We start from the raw sequence: 16,687 nt of genomic DNA on the forward strand, positions 1-16,687 counted from the left end.
TTGGGGGCGACAGGTGTCGCCTCCAACAAAAAAGCCGCAGCACTTGCGTGTTGCGGCTTTTTTGTTGGGGCGGCCGGCCTTGTGGTGCGGGCCGCCGCTGGCTTACTTGGTGGACAGAACCCAGGCTGCCAATTTTTTGGCATCGGCTTCGTTGACCTGCGCGTTCGCGGGCATGGGTACGGCGCCCCACACACCACTGCCACCCTTCATGATTTTGGTAGCCAGCTTGTCCACGGCGGTCTTGTCGCCTTTGTACTTGGCGGCCACGTCCTTGTAGGCGGGGCCCACCAGCTTCTTATCCACTGCATGGCAAGCCATGCAGTTCTTGGATGTGGCCAGTGCCAGGTCTGCAAAGGCGGGCGCAGTGGACAAAAGGGCGCTTGCGCCCAGTGCCAAGGTGATCAGGGATTTTTTCATGAAGGCCTCGTGGGTTGGTTTACAGTGCTTCAACGCCATTGTAGTAACAGAGGTTGACGCCACCCTTGCGTTGTCGCAATCCAGTAGGAGACGGTCATGTATTTTTTGGGAATCGGTTTGGTGCTCTTGTTGCTGAAGTACCTGGAGGTGGGCCCTGTTGCCGCTTGGTCGTGGTTGGTGGTGCTTGCGCCATTTGGTTTGGCCGTGGCGTGGTGGGCTTGGGCAGACTCCACTGGCTACACCAAACGCAAGGCCATGGAGCGTGAAAACGCACGCAAACAAGAACGTATCGACAAAAACCGCAAAGCCATAGGTACTCTGGGCAGCAAGAAGCGCCGCTAACAGGCGCTGGGACATAATTGCAGCTGCTTTTTCCAGTCCCCTAACCCCGTATCCCCAAGAATCACCATGCCCGCTTACCGTTCCAAAACTTCCACCGCCGGCCGCAACATGGCAGGTGCCCGTTCACTGTGGCGTGCCACTGGTATGAAGGATGGCGATTTCAGCAAGCCCATCATTGCGGTGGTCAATTCCTTCACGCAGTTTGTGCCGGGTCACGTGCACCTGAAGGATCTGGGTCAGCTGGTGGCACGCGAGATTGAGGCGGCGGGGGGTGTGGCCAAGGAGTTCAACACCATCGCCGTGGACGACGGTATCGCCATGGGCCACGACGGCATGCTGTATTCGCTGCCCAGCCGCGACATCATTGCCGACTCGGTGGAGTACATGGTCAACGCCCACTGCGCGGATGCCATGGTCTGCATTTCCAATTGCGACAAGATCACCCCCGGCATGCTGATGGCTGCCATGCGGTTGAACATTCCCGTGGTGTTTGTGTCCGGCGGCCCGATGGAAGCCGGCAAGGTGCAGTTGGCCAACCCGACCACCCACAAGATGGAGTTCAAGAAACTTGACCTGATCGACGCCATGGTGATGGCCGCCGATGACAAGGTGAGTGATGCCGACGTGGCCGAAGTGGAGCGCTCGGCCTGCCCCACCTGCGGCTCTTGCTCGGGCATGTTCACCGCCAACTCCATGAATTGCCTGACCGAAGCGCTGGGCTTGTCCTTGCCCGGCAACGGCACCGTGGTGGCCACCCATGCCGACCGCGAACAACTGTTCAAACGCGCTGGGCATCTGGCCGTGGAGTTGTGCAAGCGTTATTACGAAGAGGACGACAGCAGCATCCTGCCGCGCTCCATGGGCTTCAAGGCGTTCGAGAACGCGATTGCGCTGGACATCGCCATGGGCGGTTCCACCAACACCATCCTGCACATTCTGGCGATAGCGCAAGAAGCGGAAATCAACTTCACCATGGCCGACATCGATCGCATGTCCAAGATCGTGCCGCAGCTGTGCAAGGTCGCGCCCAACACCAACAAGTACCACATTGAAGATGTGCACCGCGCCGGCGGCATCATGGGCATTTTGGGCGAACTCGACCGCGCTGGCCGCTTGCACACCGACGTGCCCACCGTACACGCCAAGACCATGAAGGACGCGCTGGACCAGTGGGACATTGCCCGCAATCCGTCGGATGTGGTCAAGACCTTCTACATGGCTGGCCCCGGTGGCGTTCCTACGCAGGTGGCCTTCAGCCAGAACGCCCGTTGGCCCAGTCTGGACGCCGACCGCGCCGAAGGCTGCATTCGCTCGTTTGAGCATGCCTTCAGCAAGGAAGGCGGCCTGGCCGTGTTGGTGGGCAACATCGCCCTGAATGGTTGCGTCGTCAAGACGGCCGGCGTGGACGACAGCCTGCTGGTATTTGAAGGCCCCGCCCACGTGGTGGAGTCGCAAGACGAAGCGGTGGAGCACATCCTGGCCGACAAGGTCAAGGCCGGTGACGTGGTGATCGTGCGCTACGAAGGCCCCAAGGGCGGCCCCGGCATGCAGGAAATGCTCTACCCCACCAGCTACATCAAGTCCAAGGGCCTGGGTAAGGCCTGCGCACTGCTGACCGATGGCCGCTTCTCGGGCGGTACCTCGGGCCTGTCCATCGGTCACGCTTCACCCGAAGCGGCGGCGGGTGGCGCGATTGGCCTGGTCCGTAATGGCGACCGCATCCGCATCGACATCCCCAACCGCAGCATCAACGTGCTGGTGTCGGACGACGAGTTGGCCCAGCGCCGTGTGGAGCAAGACAAGCTGGGCTGGAAGCCCGTGTTGCCACGCCCCCGCAAGGTGTCGGCCGCCCTCAAGGCCTATGCCAAGTTGGTGATGTCGGCCGACAAGGGCGCGGTGCGCGACCTGTCCCTGCTCGACGACTGATATGACCCTCCAGGGGCCGACGTGGTCCCTGGCGCGGGCACAATGCAGCCCATGCTGATCCATCCCCAAATTGACCCCGTTGCCCTGCAGCTCGGCCCCGTGGCCGTGCACTGGTATGGGCTGACCTACCTCGCTGCCTTTGCGCTGTTTTTGTTTCTGGGCAGTCGCCGCCTGCGCCATGCGCCGTTCAAGACGCTGACCGGCTCGCAGGCCTGGGCTTTCAAGGACGTGGAAGACATCCTGTTTCTCGGCGTCATGGGCGTGGTGCTGGGCGGGCGCCTTGGCTACTGCCTGTTTTACAAGCCGGGCTATTACGCTGCACACCCGCTAGAGGTGTTCTACGTCTGGCAGGGTGGCATGAGCTTTCACGGCGGCATGCTGGGCGTGATTGCCTCCATGGCGTGGTTTGCACGCTCGCGCGGCCGCTCGTTCTGGCAGGTGGCCGACTTTGTGGCGCCTTGCGTGCCTACGGGGCTGGCGGCAGGGCGGGTTGGCAATTTCCTCAATGGCGAGCTCTGGGGCCGCCTGGCCGACCCCACGCTGCCCTGGGGCATGGTGTTTCGCGGCGCGGGTGATGCGCCGCGCCATCCTTCACAGGTGTACCAGTTCCTCATGGAGGGGCTGCTGTTGTTTGTGTTGCTGTGGTGGTATGCCAGCACGGCGCGCAAACAGGGGCAGGTGGCGGCTGCCTTTTTGTTCGGCTACGGCGTGTTCCGCTTTATCGCCGAGTTTTTCCGAGAGCCCGATGCCCACCTGCTGTGGCTGCAGCAGCAGACTGGCATGAGCATGGGCCAGTGGCTGTGCGTGCCGATGATGGTGGGTGGTGCAGCCATCTGGCTGTGGGCTGGCCGCCAAACCGCCAAAAATTGAAGCCCCGCTAGGGTAAACACCGGGCCGAAATGGCTTGACCGCAGCGGGCTGCAGGTTTGTAATTATCCGTAATTACAGAAAATTACGGCCATGCGACTGATCCACAACTCCCTGCACGACGAGGTCGCCGATGGCCTGCGCGCGCGGATCTTTGATGGTGTGCTGGCGCCGGGCAGCTTCATTGACGAAGCGGCCCTGTGTGCGGATCTGTCCATCTCGCGCACACCGCTGCGGGAGGCGCTCAAGGTGCTGGCGGCTGAGGGCCTGGTACGCCACGAGCCGCGCCGCGGCAGTTTTGTGAGCCAGGTGACCGAGCAGGATCTGGACGACATCTTCCCCGTGATTGCCTTGCTGGAGGGGCGCTGCGCCCTGGAAGCCACACACAACGCCACCGACGCTGACATTGCCGCACTGGAGACCCTGCACACCAACCTGCAGCAGCACGCCGCCGCCAGGCGCATCACCGACTATTACGCGGTCAACTACACCATCCACGAGGCCATCATCACCCTGGCCAACAACCGCTGGCTGGCCCAGGTGATTGCCGATTTGCGCAAGATACTGAAGCTCGCACGCCTGCAGCAGCTGCATGCGCCGGGCCGGCTGGAACAAAGCCTGAGCGAGCACTTGGCCGTGTTTGCCGCCATCAAGGCGCGGGACGGTGAAGCTGCTGACGCCGCCATGCGCACCCATTTGCTGCGCCAGCGCGATGCGCTGCGCGAACTCTCCCGTACCCAGAAAAGCAGGTTGCTCGCATGAACCAGGACTCGTGGATCAACCGCAATGTGGCACGGCTCATGCCCAAGAATTCCAAGTCAAAAGAGACTGTAGCCACCGTGGATACTGCGCAAGCAGCTCCTAAAAACATAGCAATTGGCGCCGCAGGGGCGGTCACGCCCAAGCCGCCGACGGGACAGCGCAGCACCCGTGCACGCCTGCAGGCCACGCTGCGCCACACCGGCGAGGCGCTGTCGCCGCGCATGCTGCGCCGCACGCTGCAGGAGCTGCAGGCCGTGATTGACGACCGCGTGAGCGAAGTGGAGGGCGGGCGCCGCGCCGCCACGCTGATGGACTGGTACGCTGGCGCCACTGCGGCCCGCCGCCAGGACATGTGGCTGCTGATGAGCGAGATGTTCATGGCCGACCCGGACAAGGTGAAGGCCGCACAAACCAAGTTTGCCGCCGCGCTGGGCACGCCCGACGAAGCCGCGGCCGAGGTGCACTACCGCCGCGCCACCGTGTCGCCACGCCGCCGGGTGCTGCAGCGTTTCAGCGCCGACGCCACCGGCATCCGTTTTCTGGTGAACCTGCGCGCCGAGATGCAGCCGGCCCTGAAGGGCGACAAGCGCCTGCAGGCATTGGACGTGGAGATGGAGTACATGTTCTCCACCTGGTTTGATGTGGGCTTTCTGGAGCTGCGCCGCATCAGCTGGGATTCGCCAGCCTCGCTGGTAGAGAAACTCATCAAATACGAGGCAGTGCACGACATCAAGAGCTGGGCCGATGTGAAGAACCGGCTCGACTCGGACCGCCGCTGCTACGGCTTCTTTCACCCGCGCCTGCCGGATGAGCCGTTGATCTTTGTGGAGGTAGCGCTGGTGGATGCGCTGGCCGACAGCATCACACCGCTGCTCGATGAATCTGCCGATGCGGCAGACCTGGGGGCCGCCACCACCGCCATTTTTTACTCCATCAGCAACACCCAGGAAGGCCTGCGTGGCGTGAGTTTTGGCGATTCGCTGATCAAGCGTGTGGTGGAGACACTCAAGGACGAATTTCCCAAGCTCAAGACCTTTGCCACCTTGTCGCCGATTCCGGGTTTCCGGTCATGGTTGGGCAAAAACGCAGCAGCTGCCCTGGAGCGACTGGACGCCAAAAGCCGCGCGGAGCTGGGGCGTGCGGTGGGGTTTGAGCCCGCCACCGCCGCCCATTTTTTGGCCGCGGCCGAATCGCCGCTGGCGCTCAAACCGGCCTCTGCCGTGCGCCTGATGCTGCTGCGCTGCGCTGCGCAGTACCTGGGGCAAGAGACGGTGCAGGGCCGCCCGCTGGATGTGGTGGCACGCTTTCACCTGGGCAATGGCGCCCGCGTGGAGCGTCTGAACTGGGCCAGCGACCCGTCGCCCAAGGGGCTCAAACAATCGTACGGCCTGATGGTCAATTACCTCTACGATCTCAAGCGCCTGGACAAGCACCGTGAGCTGCTGTCCCAGGGCAAGATTCCGGTGGCACCGGCCATCAGTGAGCTGTTTTTTTAGCGCGGTTTTATTTTTAGTGTGTGCCCGACAGATAACAAACAGGAGACAAACATGACCCGATTCCCCACCCCTTGCGGCAGCCGTCGCAGCCTTCTTGCCACCGGGGCCGCCGCCGCGGCGAGCTGGGCGCTGGCGCCCCTGGCCGCCCTGGCGCAAGTCAAGTGGCCTGCCAAGCCCGTGACCCTGGTGGTGCCATTTCCCGCAGGTGGTGGCACCGATGCGTTTGCACGCCCCATGGCCGCCCAGTTTTCCAAGCTCACTGGCACCCAGTTGGTGATTGACAACCGCGGGGGCGCTGGCGGCACGCTGGGCGCCAGCATTGCGTCCAAGGCACAGCCCGACGGCTACACCCTGTTCATGGGCGCGGTACACCACGCCATCGCCCCCAGCATGTACCCCAAGCTGGACTACGACATCCAGAAGGACTTTGTGCCTCTGGCGCTGGTGGCCAACGTGCCCCAGGTGCTGGTGGTCAACCCCAAGAACGTGCCCGGCGACTTCAAGGCCTTCCTCGCCCAGGTGAAGGCCAACCCCGGCAAGATGAATTACGGCTCGGCCGGTGGCGGCACCTCGCACCACCTGGCGGGCGAGCTGTTCAAGCAACAGACCAAGACCTTCATCACCCACATTCCCTACCGCGGCGCCGGCCCGGCCTTGCAAGACCTGATGGCCGGCAGCGTGGACATGATGTTTGACGGACTGGGCTCATCGGCCGCCCACATCAAGGGCGGGCGTATCAAGGCACTCATGGTTTCGGGAGCCAAGCGCAACCCGGCATTCCCCGACGTGCCCTGCGCCGCCGAACTGGGGCTGCCCGATTACACCGTGACCACCTGGTACGGCCTGTGGGCCCCCAAAGGCACACCCGCAGATGTGCAGGCGCGCATTGTGGAAGAGGTGAACCGGCTCGCGGCGGCTGATGAGATCAAAGCCAGCTGGGCCAACAACGGCGCCGAATTTGGCAAACTCACACCCCAGCAGTTTGGTGCCTTCGTGGCGGCGGAAGTGAAGCGCTGGGCCGAGGTGGTCAAAGCCTCTGGCGCCAAGCTGGACTGACATCACAAAGGCAGACATGGCGGGAAATATCCAGCTCGCGCAGGGCGCGGGTGAGCAGCAGGGCGTGGTCCACATCACGCTGTCGCACCAGGGCAAGTTCAACGCCATGTCGCGCGCCATGTGGCGCGAACTCAAGGCCGTGTTCACCACCATCCAGACCGACCCGGACGCGCGCTGCGTGCTGGTGCGCGGGGAGGGCGGCCACTTCTGTGCCGGGGGCGACATTGCCGAGTACCCCGGCTTCCGTTTCGACGAGGCCGCGCTGCGCCAGTTCCATGAGGATGAGGTGTGGGGTGGCTTGCAGGCCATGCTGGATTGTGATGTGCCCATCGTCGCGCAGATCGAAGGCAACTGCATGGGCGCGGGTGTGGAGATCGCCAGCTGTTGCGACCTGCGGGTAGCGGGCCAGTCGGCCCGCTTTGGTGCCCCGATTGCGCGCCTGGGTTTTCCCATGGCGCCCAAAGAGGCTGCGCTGGTGGCGCAGGCTGCGGGTGCCACCGTGGCGCGCGCCATGTTGCTCGCGGCCGAGGTGTTTGACGCTCCCGCGATGCTGGCGCGCGGCTTTTTGACACAGGTGCACAACGACGCTGAGGTGGCGGGGTACGGTCTGGCGCTGGCCCAGCGTGTGGCCAGCCTGGCCCCGCAGGCAGCACGCCTGAACAAGCAGACCTTGCGTGCCATTCAGGCATCAAATATGTCTATGATGCCCATGGATGCTGCGCGAGTAGCTCCTGAAAGAGTAGCAAATTTATCAGCCACGGCGTACGCCTATGCCAGCAGCGATGAGCATCGCGAAGGCATTGCTGCCTTCTTGGCCAAGCGCAAACCGCAGTTTTAATTTCATTTCGAGACCCTGACCATGGCCACCCCTACCGAGAACGCCAACCTGTTTGCCGCACTGCGCACCGCTTTTCCCAAGGACCTCAAAACCTGCGCCGTCGAGACCGACAGCGGTCTGCAGTACAGCTGGCGTGACCTGGACGAAGCCACCGCCATGGTGGCCAATTTGCTGGAGTTTCTGGAACTGCCCAAAGGGGCGCGTATCGCTGTCCAGGTGGAAAAGTCGGTGGAGGCGCTGGTGCTGTACCTGGCCACGCTGCGCGCGGGCCTGGTCTACCTGCCGCTCAACACGGCCTACCAAAGTGCGGAGATGGCCTACTTCATCGAAGACGCCAAACCCTCGGTGGTGGTGTGCAGCGGCCGCAACTTTGGCTGGATCAGCAAGATGGCCTTTCTGGCGGGTACCGCCCATGTGTTCACCCTCAATGACGACCGCACCGGCTCGCTGCTGGACCGGGCGGCACAGTTCCCCAGAGCCCACACCATCGCGCAGCGCCAGCCCAATGACCTGGCCGCCATCATTTACACCAGCGGCACCACGGGTCGCAGCAAGGGGGCGGTGCTGAGCCATGGCAACCTGCTGAGCAATGCGCGCGTGCTGCAAACCTACTGGGACTGGAAGCCCGGCGACGTGCTGATCCACGCACTGCCCATCTTCCACGTGCACGGCCTGTTTGTGGCCATCCACGGCGCCCTCATCAACGGCAGCAAGATGGTCTGGTGCGCCAAGTTCGACCCCAAGGTGGTGTTGCAGCACTTTCCACGCGCCACCGTGTTCATGGGGGTGCCCACGCTCTATGTGCGCCTGCTGGCCGAGGCCGGGCTCACGGCGCAGGCCACCAAACACATGCGCCTGTTTGTCTCCGGCTCTGCCCCCATGCTGATGGACACGCACCACCAGTGGCAGGCCCGCACCGGCCACACGATTCTGGAGCGCTATGGCATGTCGGAGACCGTGATGCTGACCTCCAACCCTGGCCGCGCAGACGACGGTGAACGCAAGGTGGGCACCGTGGGCCGGCCGCTGCCCGGGGTGCAACTGCGTGTACGCGACGAGGCCGGCAAGGATTTGCCCCAGGGTGAAACCGGTGGCATCGAGGTGCGCGGGCCCAATGTGTTTCTGGGCTACTGGCAGATGCCCGAGAAGACGGCACAGGAGTTCACAGCTGATGGGTTTTTCAAGACCGGCGATGTGGGCCGCGTGGACGCCCAGGGCTACGTCACCATCGTGGGGCGCAGCAAGGACCTCATCATCAGCGGCGGTTACAACGTCTACCCCGCCGAGATCGAGGACTACATCAACAACCTGCCCGGCGTGGCCGAGAGTGCGGTGGTGGGGGTGCCCGATGCCGACTTTGGCGAAGTAGGTGTGGCCGTCATCGTGCCGCTGGCCGGAGCCACGGTCGATCCCCAGCAGGTAATTGCCACGCTCAAGTCCATGCTGGCCAACTTCAAGGTGCCCAAGCGCTGCGTAGTGGTGGCCGAACTGCCGCGTAATGCCATGGGCAAGGTGCAAAAAAACCTGCTGCGGGAGCAATACCGCGTGCCGTGACACTGTGCTTGGGGGGAGTCGGCTACATTCACCGCATCTCTGTCATATTTTGGTCATGCAGCACGTACTCATCGTCGACGACGCCCCCGCTACCCTGGCCCTGCTGATCGAGCTGGTGGAAAAACTGGGGGATTGCCGGGCCATTCCCTTTGCCAGCCCGGTGCAGGCGCTGGGCTGGGCCGAGCGCACCGCGGTCGATCTGGTGATCGTGGACTACACCATGGATGGCATGGACGGTTTGGAGTTCATCCGCCGATTTCGCCAGATTCCCGGGCGCGACATCACCCCCATCATGATGGTCACCGCCAACGACCAGAAACCCGTGCGCTACCGTGCCTTGGACGCCGGGGCCAACGACTTCATGGCCAAGCCGGTGGACAGGGTGGAATTTCTGGCGCGTGCCAAAAATCTGCTGATCCTCAGCGACGCGCGTACCAAGCTGGCTGACCGCGCGGCTTGGCTGGCCGAGGAGGTGCACAAAGCCACGGCTGAAATACTGGCGCGCGAACGGGACACGGTGATTCGCCTGTCGCGGGCTGCCGAGTTTCGCGACCCCGAGACCGGCGCCCACATCTCGCGCATGGCCCATTACTCCCGGCTCATTGCCAAGGGCCTGGACCTGTCCGAGGCCGAGCAGGACCTGCTGCTGGAAGCCGCGCCCATGCACGACATCGGCAAGGTGGGAATTGCCGACAATATTTTGCTCAAACCCGGGCGTTTGAGCGAGGCTGAATTCGCCATCATGAAGCAGCACGCGGTGTATGGCTATGAGCTGCTGCAGGGCAGTGCATCGCGCGTGCTACAGACCGGCGCCGAAATCGCGCTGGGCCACCACGAAAAGTTTGACGGAAGTGGCTACCCCCAAGGGCTCAAGGGGGAGGCCATACCGCTGTTCAGCCGCATCGTGGCGGTGGCCGATGTGTTTGATGCGCTCACCTCCGAGCGGCCCTACAAAAAAGCCTGGACGCTGGAGGCAGCGGTGGACTTTCTCCTCGCCGGCTCCGGCACCCATTTCGACCCACGCTGTGTACAAAGCTTTCTCAACGCCTGGGACGAGGTGTTGGCCGTGCGTGAGCGGTATGCCGATGCCGAAGAGTCCAGGCTGCTCCCTATTTTGTAGCTGCTTGCGCAGTATCCACGGGCTATAGCGCCCTGTTTACTTCAAAATCAGCACGGGAATTTGGGCGTGTGTCAGCACGTGCTGTGTCTCGCTGCCGAGCAGCAGGCGCTTGATGCCCTTGCGCCCATGGGAGGCCATGACCACCAGGTCGCACTGGTGCTTTTTGGCGGCTGCCAAGATGGCGTCAGACACCACATCGGAGCGCACCACCACCGCCTTGGCCTCGATGCCTTTGGCCGCTGCGTTTTTTTTGACCGCGTCGACCACCGCCTGTCCTGCATCGCCCCAGGTCTTCTCCACCTGCTTGACCTCTGCGGGTGCCAGTGCAATGCCGCCTTCAAAGTAGGACTGCGGGTAGCGTGGCACCACCTTCAGGGCCACCAGCTCGGCATTGCACAGTTTGGCCAGGGCAATGGCGCTGTTCACCGCTTTTTTGGAGAGGGCGCTGCCATCGGTGGGGACAAGAATACGTTGGTACATAAGGACTCCTTGTGACTTGGGAGCTTTCAGATTACGCTTGTGCCAAGAAGATGACTTGATTTGAATCAAGCTTTTCATGCGTCGAACTCGGCACACTCTCTTTATGACCGTTGCAACCTTGGCCCCCTCTGTGCTTGCACCCCATTCCGCAGCGGCGCTGGCATTGCTGGACGACCCGCAGGAGTGGGGCGCGTTCAGCCGACCGGACTGCGATGACCCGGTGCAGTGGGAGTCGAGTGTGGTCATTGAGGGCATGCACTGCGCTGCCTGTTCGCTGACGGTGGAAGATGCGCTGCGCCAAGTGCCAGGGGTGCTGAGCGCCCAGGTCAGTGCGGCCAGCCAGCGCGCGCGTGTGGTGTGGTCGGCGGCGGTGGTGCAGCCCTCGGGCTGGATGCAGGCGGTGCAGCAGGCGGGCTACCGCGCGGTGCCGGCCAACGACGTATTTGCCAGCGAACGCAGGCGCAAGGCCTCCCGCCAGGCCTTGTGGCGCTGGCTGGTGGCGGGCCTGTGCATGATGCAGGTGATGATGTATGCGTGGCCTGCCTATGTGGCACAGCCGGGCGACCTGACTGGCGAGATGGAGCAACTGCTGCGCTGGGCTTCCTGGGTGCTCACCTTGCCCGTCATCCTGTTTTCATGCGGCCCCTTTTTCAAAAGTGCGCTGCGCGATGTGGCGCAACTGCGTATCAGCATGGACCTGCCGGTGGCGCTGGGCATGGTGATCACTTTTGTGGTCAGCACTGCAGGCACCTTCGACCCGCAAGGTATTTTTGGGCGCGAGGTGTATTTCGACTCGCTCACCATGTTTGTGTTCTTCCTGCTCACCGGCCGCTGGCTGGAGTTGCGCCTGCGCGACCGCACTGCCGGTGCGCTGGAGGCGCTGATGAACCGCCTGCCCGACAGCGTGGAGCGCCGCACGCTCCAGGGCGACTTTGAGCGCGTAGCCGTGCGCCGTCTGGTGCCGGGCGACTTGGTGCGCGTACAACCAGGCGAAGCCTTTGCCGCCGACGGCGTGGTGGAGCAGGGCAGCACCCTGGTGGACGAGGCCCTGCTCAGTGGAGAGTCTCACCCGCTGCCGCGCGGCGTGGGTGCGGCAGTGGTGGCGGGCAGCCATAACCTGCATGCCACGGTGCTGGTGCGGGTGACCGAGGTGGGAGGCTCCACACGTTTTGCCCAGATCGTGGCGCTGATGGAAAGTGCCTCCACCACCAAGCCACGCGGGGCCCTGTTGGCGGACCGCCTGGCCAAGCCTTTTTTGCTGGCGGTGCTGGCCGCTGCGGCACTGGCCTGTGCCTGGTGGTGGCAGCAAGACCCCGGCCATGCGCTCATGGTGGCGGTGGCGGTGCTAGTGGTGACCTGCCCCTGCGCCTTGTCGCTGGCGACCCCGGCCGCCATGCTGGCCGCAGCCGGAACCCTGGCGCGTGCCGGGGTGCTGGTGCGCAACCTGCCCAGCCTGGAGGCGCTGGCCGCTGTGGACACCGTGGTGTTTGACAAAACCGGCACCCTGACGCGGGATGCCATGGCCTTGCAAGCGGTCCACACCCGTGCGGGCGTGGCACGGTCGGATGCCGTGGCCATGGCTTCGGCGCTGGCCCGCCACTCGCTGCACCCGGCCTCCAAAGCGCTGGTGCAGGTGGCGCAGCGGGAGCAAGGGCTGCCGCTGTGGACCTGCGCCGCGGTACAAGAATCCGCCGGCCAAGGGGTCGCGGGGGAAGTGCAACAGCCTGGACAGACGGGCGTCGCGGGCCAGCACATGCGTCTGGGCTCGGCCAGTTTTTGCCAACTGCCCACCAATCTGCCGGTGTACCAGGGCCTGTGTGTGCATCTGGGCGATGGCCAAGGCTGGGTTGCCACCTTTGTGTTGCAAGAAGACCTGCGGGCGGAAGTGCCCGCCGTGGTCGCCGCCTTGCAGGCGCAGGGCGTGCAGGTGCATGTGCTCTCTGGCGACCGGCCGGAGGCGGTGATGCGGGTGGCCGAGCAATCGGGCATTGCGCAGGCGCAAGGCGGCTGTTCGCCGGCCGAGAAGCTGGCTTACCTGCAGCGCTTGCAGGCCCAAGGCCACACCGTGGCCATGGTGGGGGATGGCTTGAACGATGGCCCGGTGCTGGCGGGTGCCCATATCTCGTTTGCATTTGGCCAGGCCGTGCCCCTGGCGCAGGCCCAGTCCGATTTGGTGGTGATGGGGGGGCGTCTGGACGCCGTGGTGGGCGCGTTGCGGTTGGCGCGCAGAACCCAGCACATCGTGCGGCAGAATTTGTGGTGGGCGCTGGCCTACAACGCGGCCTGTGTGCCGCTGGCCGTGGCGGGCTACTTGCCGGCCTGGCTGGCCGGCTTGGGCATGGCCAGCAGTTCCTTGCTGGTGGTGCTTAATGCCCTGCGCCTGGCACGCACCCCGCGTTCGGCATTGGAGCTGTAATGGATATTTTGTATTTGTTGATTCCGCTGTCTGTGGTGCTGGTCTTTTTTATCTTGGGCGGTCTGTGGTGGGCCATCGACCGCGGGCAGTTTGAAGACATTGAGTCGGAGGGGGAGCGCATTTTGCGTGATCCCTGACAATCAGAAGGGTTTTTAGTCCGCGGTTGATTTGGGTCAACCTGAGCGGGCAGGGGCGGTAAGACACTCGGTTTGCAGTAATCCAAGAAGAGGTAAATATGGCATTTCCAAATCAACAGGCGACGGTTTACAACGATACCGTTGTACGCCAGTTCGCCATCATGACCGTGGTCTGGGGCGTGGTCGGCATGCTGGTAGGCGTGATCATCGCCGCCCAGCTGGCCTGGCCCGAGCTCAACTTAGGTATTCCGTGGCTGTCATACGGGCGATTGCGGCCCCTGCACACCAACGCGGTGATTTTTGCGTTTGGCGGTTGCGGCTTGTTTGCCTCGGCCTACTACGTGGTGCAGCGTACCTGCCAGGTGCGCCTGTTTGGCGACAAGCTGGCGGCATTCACCTTCTGGGGGTGGCAGCTGGTCATTCTGGCCGCTGCAGTGTCCCTGCCGCTGGGGTATACCCAAGGCAAGGAGTATGCCGAGCTGGAGTGGCCCATTGACATCCTGATCACGCTGGTCTGGGTGTCGTTTGCCGTGGTGTTCTTCGGCACCGTGGGCACCCGCAAGGTCAAGCACATTTATGTGGCCAACTGGTTCTTTGGCGCCTTCATCCTGGCCGTGGCCATTCTGCATTTGGTCAACAGTGCCGCCATTCCTGCGGGCTTCATGAAGTCCTACTCGGCCTATGCTGGTGTGCAAGATGCCATGGTGCAGTGGTGGTATGGCCACAACGCCGTGGGCTTCTTCCTGACCGCGGGCTTCCTGGGCATGATGTATTACTTCATTCCCAAGCAGGCAGGTCGTCCGGTGTACAGCTACCGCTTGTCCATCGTCCACTTCTGGGCGCTGATCTTCACTTACATGTGGGCGGGTCCCCACCATTTGCATTACACCGCCTTGCCTGACTGGACCCAGTCCGTCGGTATGGTGTTCTCCCTGATTTTGTTGGCTCCCAGCTGGGGCGGCATGATCAACGGCATCATGACCTTGTCGGGTGCCTGGCACAAACTGCGTGACGACCCCATCCTGCGTTTCCTGATCGTGTCCCTGTCCTTTTACGGCATGTCCACGTTCGAAGGCCCCATGATGTCCATCAAGACCGTGAACGCCTTGAGCCACTACACCGACTGGACCGTGGGCCACGTGCACTCAGGCGCTCTGGGTTGGGTGGGTCTGGTGACCATGGGCTCCATGTACTACCTGATTCCCCGCCTGTTTGGCCAGAAGCAGATGTTCAGTGTCAAAGCCATTGAGCTGCACTTCTGGGTGGCCACCATCGGCATCGTGATTTACATCGCCGCGATGTGGATTGCCGGTGTGATGCAAGGCCTGATGTGGCGCGCCATCAACCCCGACGGAACGTTGACCTACACCTTTGTGGAGTCGGTGAAGGCTACGTATCCCTTCTATGTGCTGCGTCTGCTTGGCGGTCTGCTCTACCTGAGCGGCATGCTGATCATGTTGTGGAACACCCTGAAGACCGCGACTGCCGGCCGGGCCACTACCGTGACCATCCCAACCGTCGCTGCCCACGCCTAAGGAGAACAAGAATATGGCTAACGAAACCAAAAGCTCCGGCTTGTCGCACGAGAAGATTGAGACCAACAACTTCTTGATGATTGTGTTGATCCTGTTGGTCCTGCTGGTGGGCGGTATGGTGGAAATTGTTCCACTGTTCTTCCAGAAGTCCACCACCGAGCCGATCAAAGGCATCCAGCCGTACACCGCGCTGCAACTGGCAGGCCGTGACGTCTACATCCGCGAGGGTTGCTACAACTGCCACTCGCAGATGATTCGCCCCTTCCGCGCCGAGACGCTGCGTTACGGCCATTATTCGGTTGCGGGTGAGTCGGTGTACGACCACCCCTTCCAGTGGGGCAGTAAGCGCACGGGCCCCGACTTGGCACGCGTGGGCGGCAAGTACAGCGACGAATGGCACCGCATTCACTTGGTGAACCCGCGCGATGTAGTGCCTGAGTCCAACATGCCTGCCTACCCTTGGCTGGCAAAGAACCAGGTGGCCGCCGCAGAGATGCCCGCCCGCATGAAGGCCCTGCGCACGGTGGGCGTGCCCTACACCGACGAGCAGATTGCCAAGGCACCGGAAGAGGTGAAGGGCAAGACCGAGCTGGAGGCCACCATTGCCTACCTGCAAGTGCTCGGCTTGGCACTCAAGTAAAGAAAAAGGGAGATTTCCATGGACATCAATACCCTGCGTTCCGTGACCACCCTGGTCAGCCTGGTGGTGTTTGTTGGCATTGTCTGGTGGGCGTGGTCCAAGCGCCGATCGGGTGACTTTGCGCAAGCTGCCAACCTGCCTTTTGAGCAGGACTGAACCCGCATAAGGAATAAAAATGAGCGACTTTACGAGTAACTTCTGGTCCGTCTATGTGGCGGCCATCACGGTGATTGGCATTGTGGCCTGTCTGTTGCTGCTGTGGTTCAGTGGCAAGGCCAAGGCCATGACCGCCAACGACAACACAACCGGCCACGTCTGGGACGGTGACCTGCGCGAGATGAACAACCCCTTGCCGCGCTGGTGGGTGTGGCTGTTCATCATCACCATTGTGTTTGCTGGCGTGTATCTGGCGCTTTATCCCGGCTTGGGCAAGTCGGCCGGCAAGCTGGGCTGGACCCAGGAGGGCCAGTACCAGGCTGAAGTGGCCAAGGGCAATCAGGAAGTGGCCCCGCTGTACGCCAAGTTTGCGTCCATGAAGCCCGAAGACGTGTCCAAGGATCCGCAAGCCCATGCGATCGGTGAGCGTTTGTTCATGAACAACTGCTCGCAGTGCCATGGCTCCGATGCTCGCGGCTCCAAGGGTTTCCCCAACCTGACCGATGCGGATTGGCTGCACGGCGGTACACCGGAAAAAATCGCCGAGACACTAACTTTGGGCCGTGTGGGACAGATGCCGCCCATGGCTGCTGCTGTAGGTACCGGAGATGATGTGAAGAACGTGGCGCACTATGTGTTGAGCCTCTCCGGCAGCCCCCACGACTCGGTGCGTGCCGCTCTGGGCAAACCCAAGTTTGCCGCCTGTGCGGCCTGCCACGGTGGCGACGGCAAGGGCAATATCGCCCTGGGCGCGCCCAACCTGACGGATGATGTCTGGCTGCATGGTTATGGCGAGAACGCGATTGTGGCCATGATCAACAACGGCAAGGTCAACCAGATGCCTGCACAGGCTGACAAGTTGACTGCAGCGCAGATTCAGGTGCTGGCTGCCTATGTCTGGGGCATGTCCAACAACGGCGCGCCTGCCAAGTAAGCGACCGCTTT

General features: G+C 62.8%; 17 protein-coding genes. 15 read left to right on the forward strand and 2 right to left on the reverse strand.

Annotated features, from left to right (window positions below; genetic code table 11):
* Window positions 1–102: 102 nt before the first annotated feature.
* The gene (locus AC3WS7_RS00235; RefSeq protein ID WP_492654969.1) at window positions 103–417 is read right to left on the reverse strand and encodes a c-type cytochrome; all 315 of its coding nucleotides are present in this window, start codon (window positions 415–417) and stop codon (window positions 103–105) included.
* A 96-nt stretch (window positions 418–513) separates the two neighbouring features.
* On the opposite strand from AC3WS7_RS00235, the gene AC3WS7_RS00240 reads away from it, so the two are divergent.
* The 9 genes from AC3WS7_RS00240 to AC3WS7_RS00280 all read left to right on the forward strand — a co-directional run bounded on the left by AC3WS7_RS00240 (window position 514) and on the right by AC3WS7_RS00280 (window position 10,378).
* Window positions 514–759, forward strand: coding sequence for a TIGR04438 family Trp-rich protein (locus AC3WS7_RS00240; RefSeq protein WP_492654970.1), 246 nt, complete (start codon window positions 514–516; stop codon window positions 757–759).
* 66 nt (window positions 760–825) lie between these two features.
* Complete coding sequence (ilvD, locus tag AC3WS7_RS00245) at window positions 826–2,685, forward strand: dihydroxy-acid dehydratase (RefSeq protein WP_492654971.1); 1,860 nt, start codon at window positions 826–828, stop codon at window positions 2,683–2,685.
* A 51-nt stretch (window positions 2,686–2,736) separates the two neighbouring features.
* Window positions 2,737–3,555: a prolipoprotein diacylglyceryl transferase gene (gene lgt, locus AC3WS7_RS00250; RefSeq protein WP_296471176.1), complete on the forward strand. Its 819-nt coding sequence runs from the start codon at window positions 2,737–2,739 to the stop codon at window positions 3,553–3,555.
* A gap of 90 nt (window positions 3,556–3,645) precedes the next feature.
* Window positions 3,646–4,314 (forward strand): GntR family transcriptional regulator, encoded by a 669-nt coding sequence (locus AC3WS7_RS00255; RefSeq protein WP_296471173.1) that lies wholly within the window; start codon window positions 3,646–3,648, stop codon window positions 4,312–4,314.
* The gene (locus AC3WS7_RS00260) at window positions 4,311–5,810 is read left to right on the forward strand and encodes a malonyl-CoA decarboxylase domain-containing protein (protein ID WP_492654972.1); all 1,500 of its coding nucleotides are present in this window, start codon (window positions 4,311–4,313) and stop codon (window positions 5,808–5,810) included. The genes AC3WS7_RS00255 and AC3WS7_RS00260 overlap by 4 nt, the downstream gene beginning before the upstream one ends.
* Window positions 5,811–5,861: 51 nt before the next feature.
* On the forward strand, window positions 5,862–6,866 hold the full coding sequence (locus tag AC3WS7_RS00265; protein WP_492654973.1) for a Bug family tripartite tricarboxylate transporter substrate binding protein: 1,005 nt from the start codon (window positions 5,862–5,864) through the stop codon (window positions 6,864–6,866).
* A 16-nt stretch (window positions 6,867–6,882) separates the two neighbouring features.
* Entirely contained in the window at window positions 6,883–7,704 is an 822-nt protein-coding gene (locus AC3WS7_RS00270) for an enoyl-CoA hydratase/isomerase family protein (protein ID WP_492654974.1), read from the forward strand.
* 21 nt (window positions 7,705–7,725) lie between these two features.
* Window positions 7,726–9,258, forward strand: coding sequence for a malonate--CoA ligase (locus AC3WS7_RS00275; protein ID WP_492654975.1), 1,533 nt, complete (start codon window positions 7,726–7,728; stop codon window positions 9,256–9,258).
* Between the two features lie 55 nt (window positions 9,259–9,313).
* Window positions 9,314–10,378 (forward strand): HD domain-containing phosphohydrolase, encoded by a 1,065-nt coding sequence (locus AC3WS7_RS00280; protein ID WP_492654976.1) that lies wholly within the window; start codon window positions 9,314–9,316, stop codon window positions 10,376–10,378.
* 36 nt (window positions 10,379–10,414) lie between these two features.
* Here AC3WS7_RS00280 and AC3WS7_RS00285 read toward each other — a convergent pair whose 3' ends face one another.
* Window positions 10,415–10,858 carry a universal stress protein gene (locus tag AC3WS7_RS00285; RefSeq protein WP_492654977.1) on the reverse strand — a complete coding sequence of 148 codons (444 nt, stop codon included), beginning with the start codon at window positions 10,856–10,858 and terminating at the stop codon, window positions 10,415–10,417.
* A 103-nt stretch (window positions 10,859–10,961) separates the two neighbouring features.
* Here AC3WS7_RS00285 and AC3WS7_RS00290 point away from each other — a divergent pair, with 103 nt between their 5' ends.
* The 6 genes from AC3WS7_RS00290 (at window position 10,962) to ccoP (ending at window position 16,676) form a co-directional block, all read left to right on the forward strand.
* A complete protein-coding gene (locus AC3WS7_RS00290; protein WP_492654978.1) occupies window positions 10,962–13,274 on the forward strand; it encodes a heavy metal translocating P-type ATPase in 2,313 nt (770 codons plus the stop codon).
* Window positions 13,274–13,411, forward strand: coding sequence for a cbb3-type cytochrome oxidase assembly protein CcoS (gene ccoS, locus AC3WS7_RS00295; protein WP_094478692.1), 138 nt, complete (start codon window positions 13,274–13,276; stop codon window positions 13,409–13,411). Before AC3WS7_RS00290 ends, ccoS begins: the two co-directional genes overlap by 1 nt.
* Window positions 13,412–13,509: 98 nt before the next feature.
* Window positions 13,510–14,946: a cytochrome-c oxidase, cbb3-type subunit I gene (ccoN, locus tag AC3WS7_RS00300; RefSeq protein WP_296471148.1), complete on the forward strand. Its 1,437-nt coding sequence runs from the start codon at window positions 13,510–13,512 to the stop codon at window positions 14,944–14,946.
* Between the two features lie 13 nt (window positions 14,947–14,959).
* Window positions 14,960–15,586 (forward strand): cytochrome-c oxidase, cbb3-type subunit II, encoded by a 627-nt coding sequence (ccoO, locus tag AC3WS7_RS00305; RefSeq protein ID WP_296471145.1) that lies wholly within the window; start codon window positions 14,960–14,962, stop codon window positions 15,584–15,586.
* A gap of 18 nt (window positions 15,587–15,604) precedes the next feature.
* Window positions 15,605–15,742, forward strand: a complete 138-nt coding sequence (locus AC3WS7_RS00310; protein ID WP_094478699.1) for a cbb3-type cytochrome oxidase subunit 3 — start codon at window positions 15,605–15,607, stop codon at window positions 15,740–15,742.
* Window positions 15,743–15,761: 19 nt separating this feature from the next.
* Window positions 15,762–16,676 carry a cytochrome-c oxidase, cbb3-type subunit III gene (ccoP, locus tag AC3WS7_RS00315; protein ID WP_296471141.1) on the forward strand — a complete coding sequence of 305 codons (915 nt, stop codon included), beginning with the start codon at window positions 15,762–15,764 and terminating at the stop codon, window positions 16,674–16,676.
* Window positions 16,677–16,687: the final 11 nt, after the last annotated feature.

Source organism: Rhodoferax sp. EU05-FHT12H12 (genome assembly GCF_058791215.1).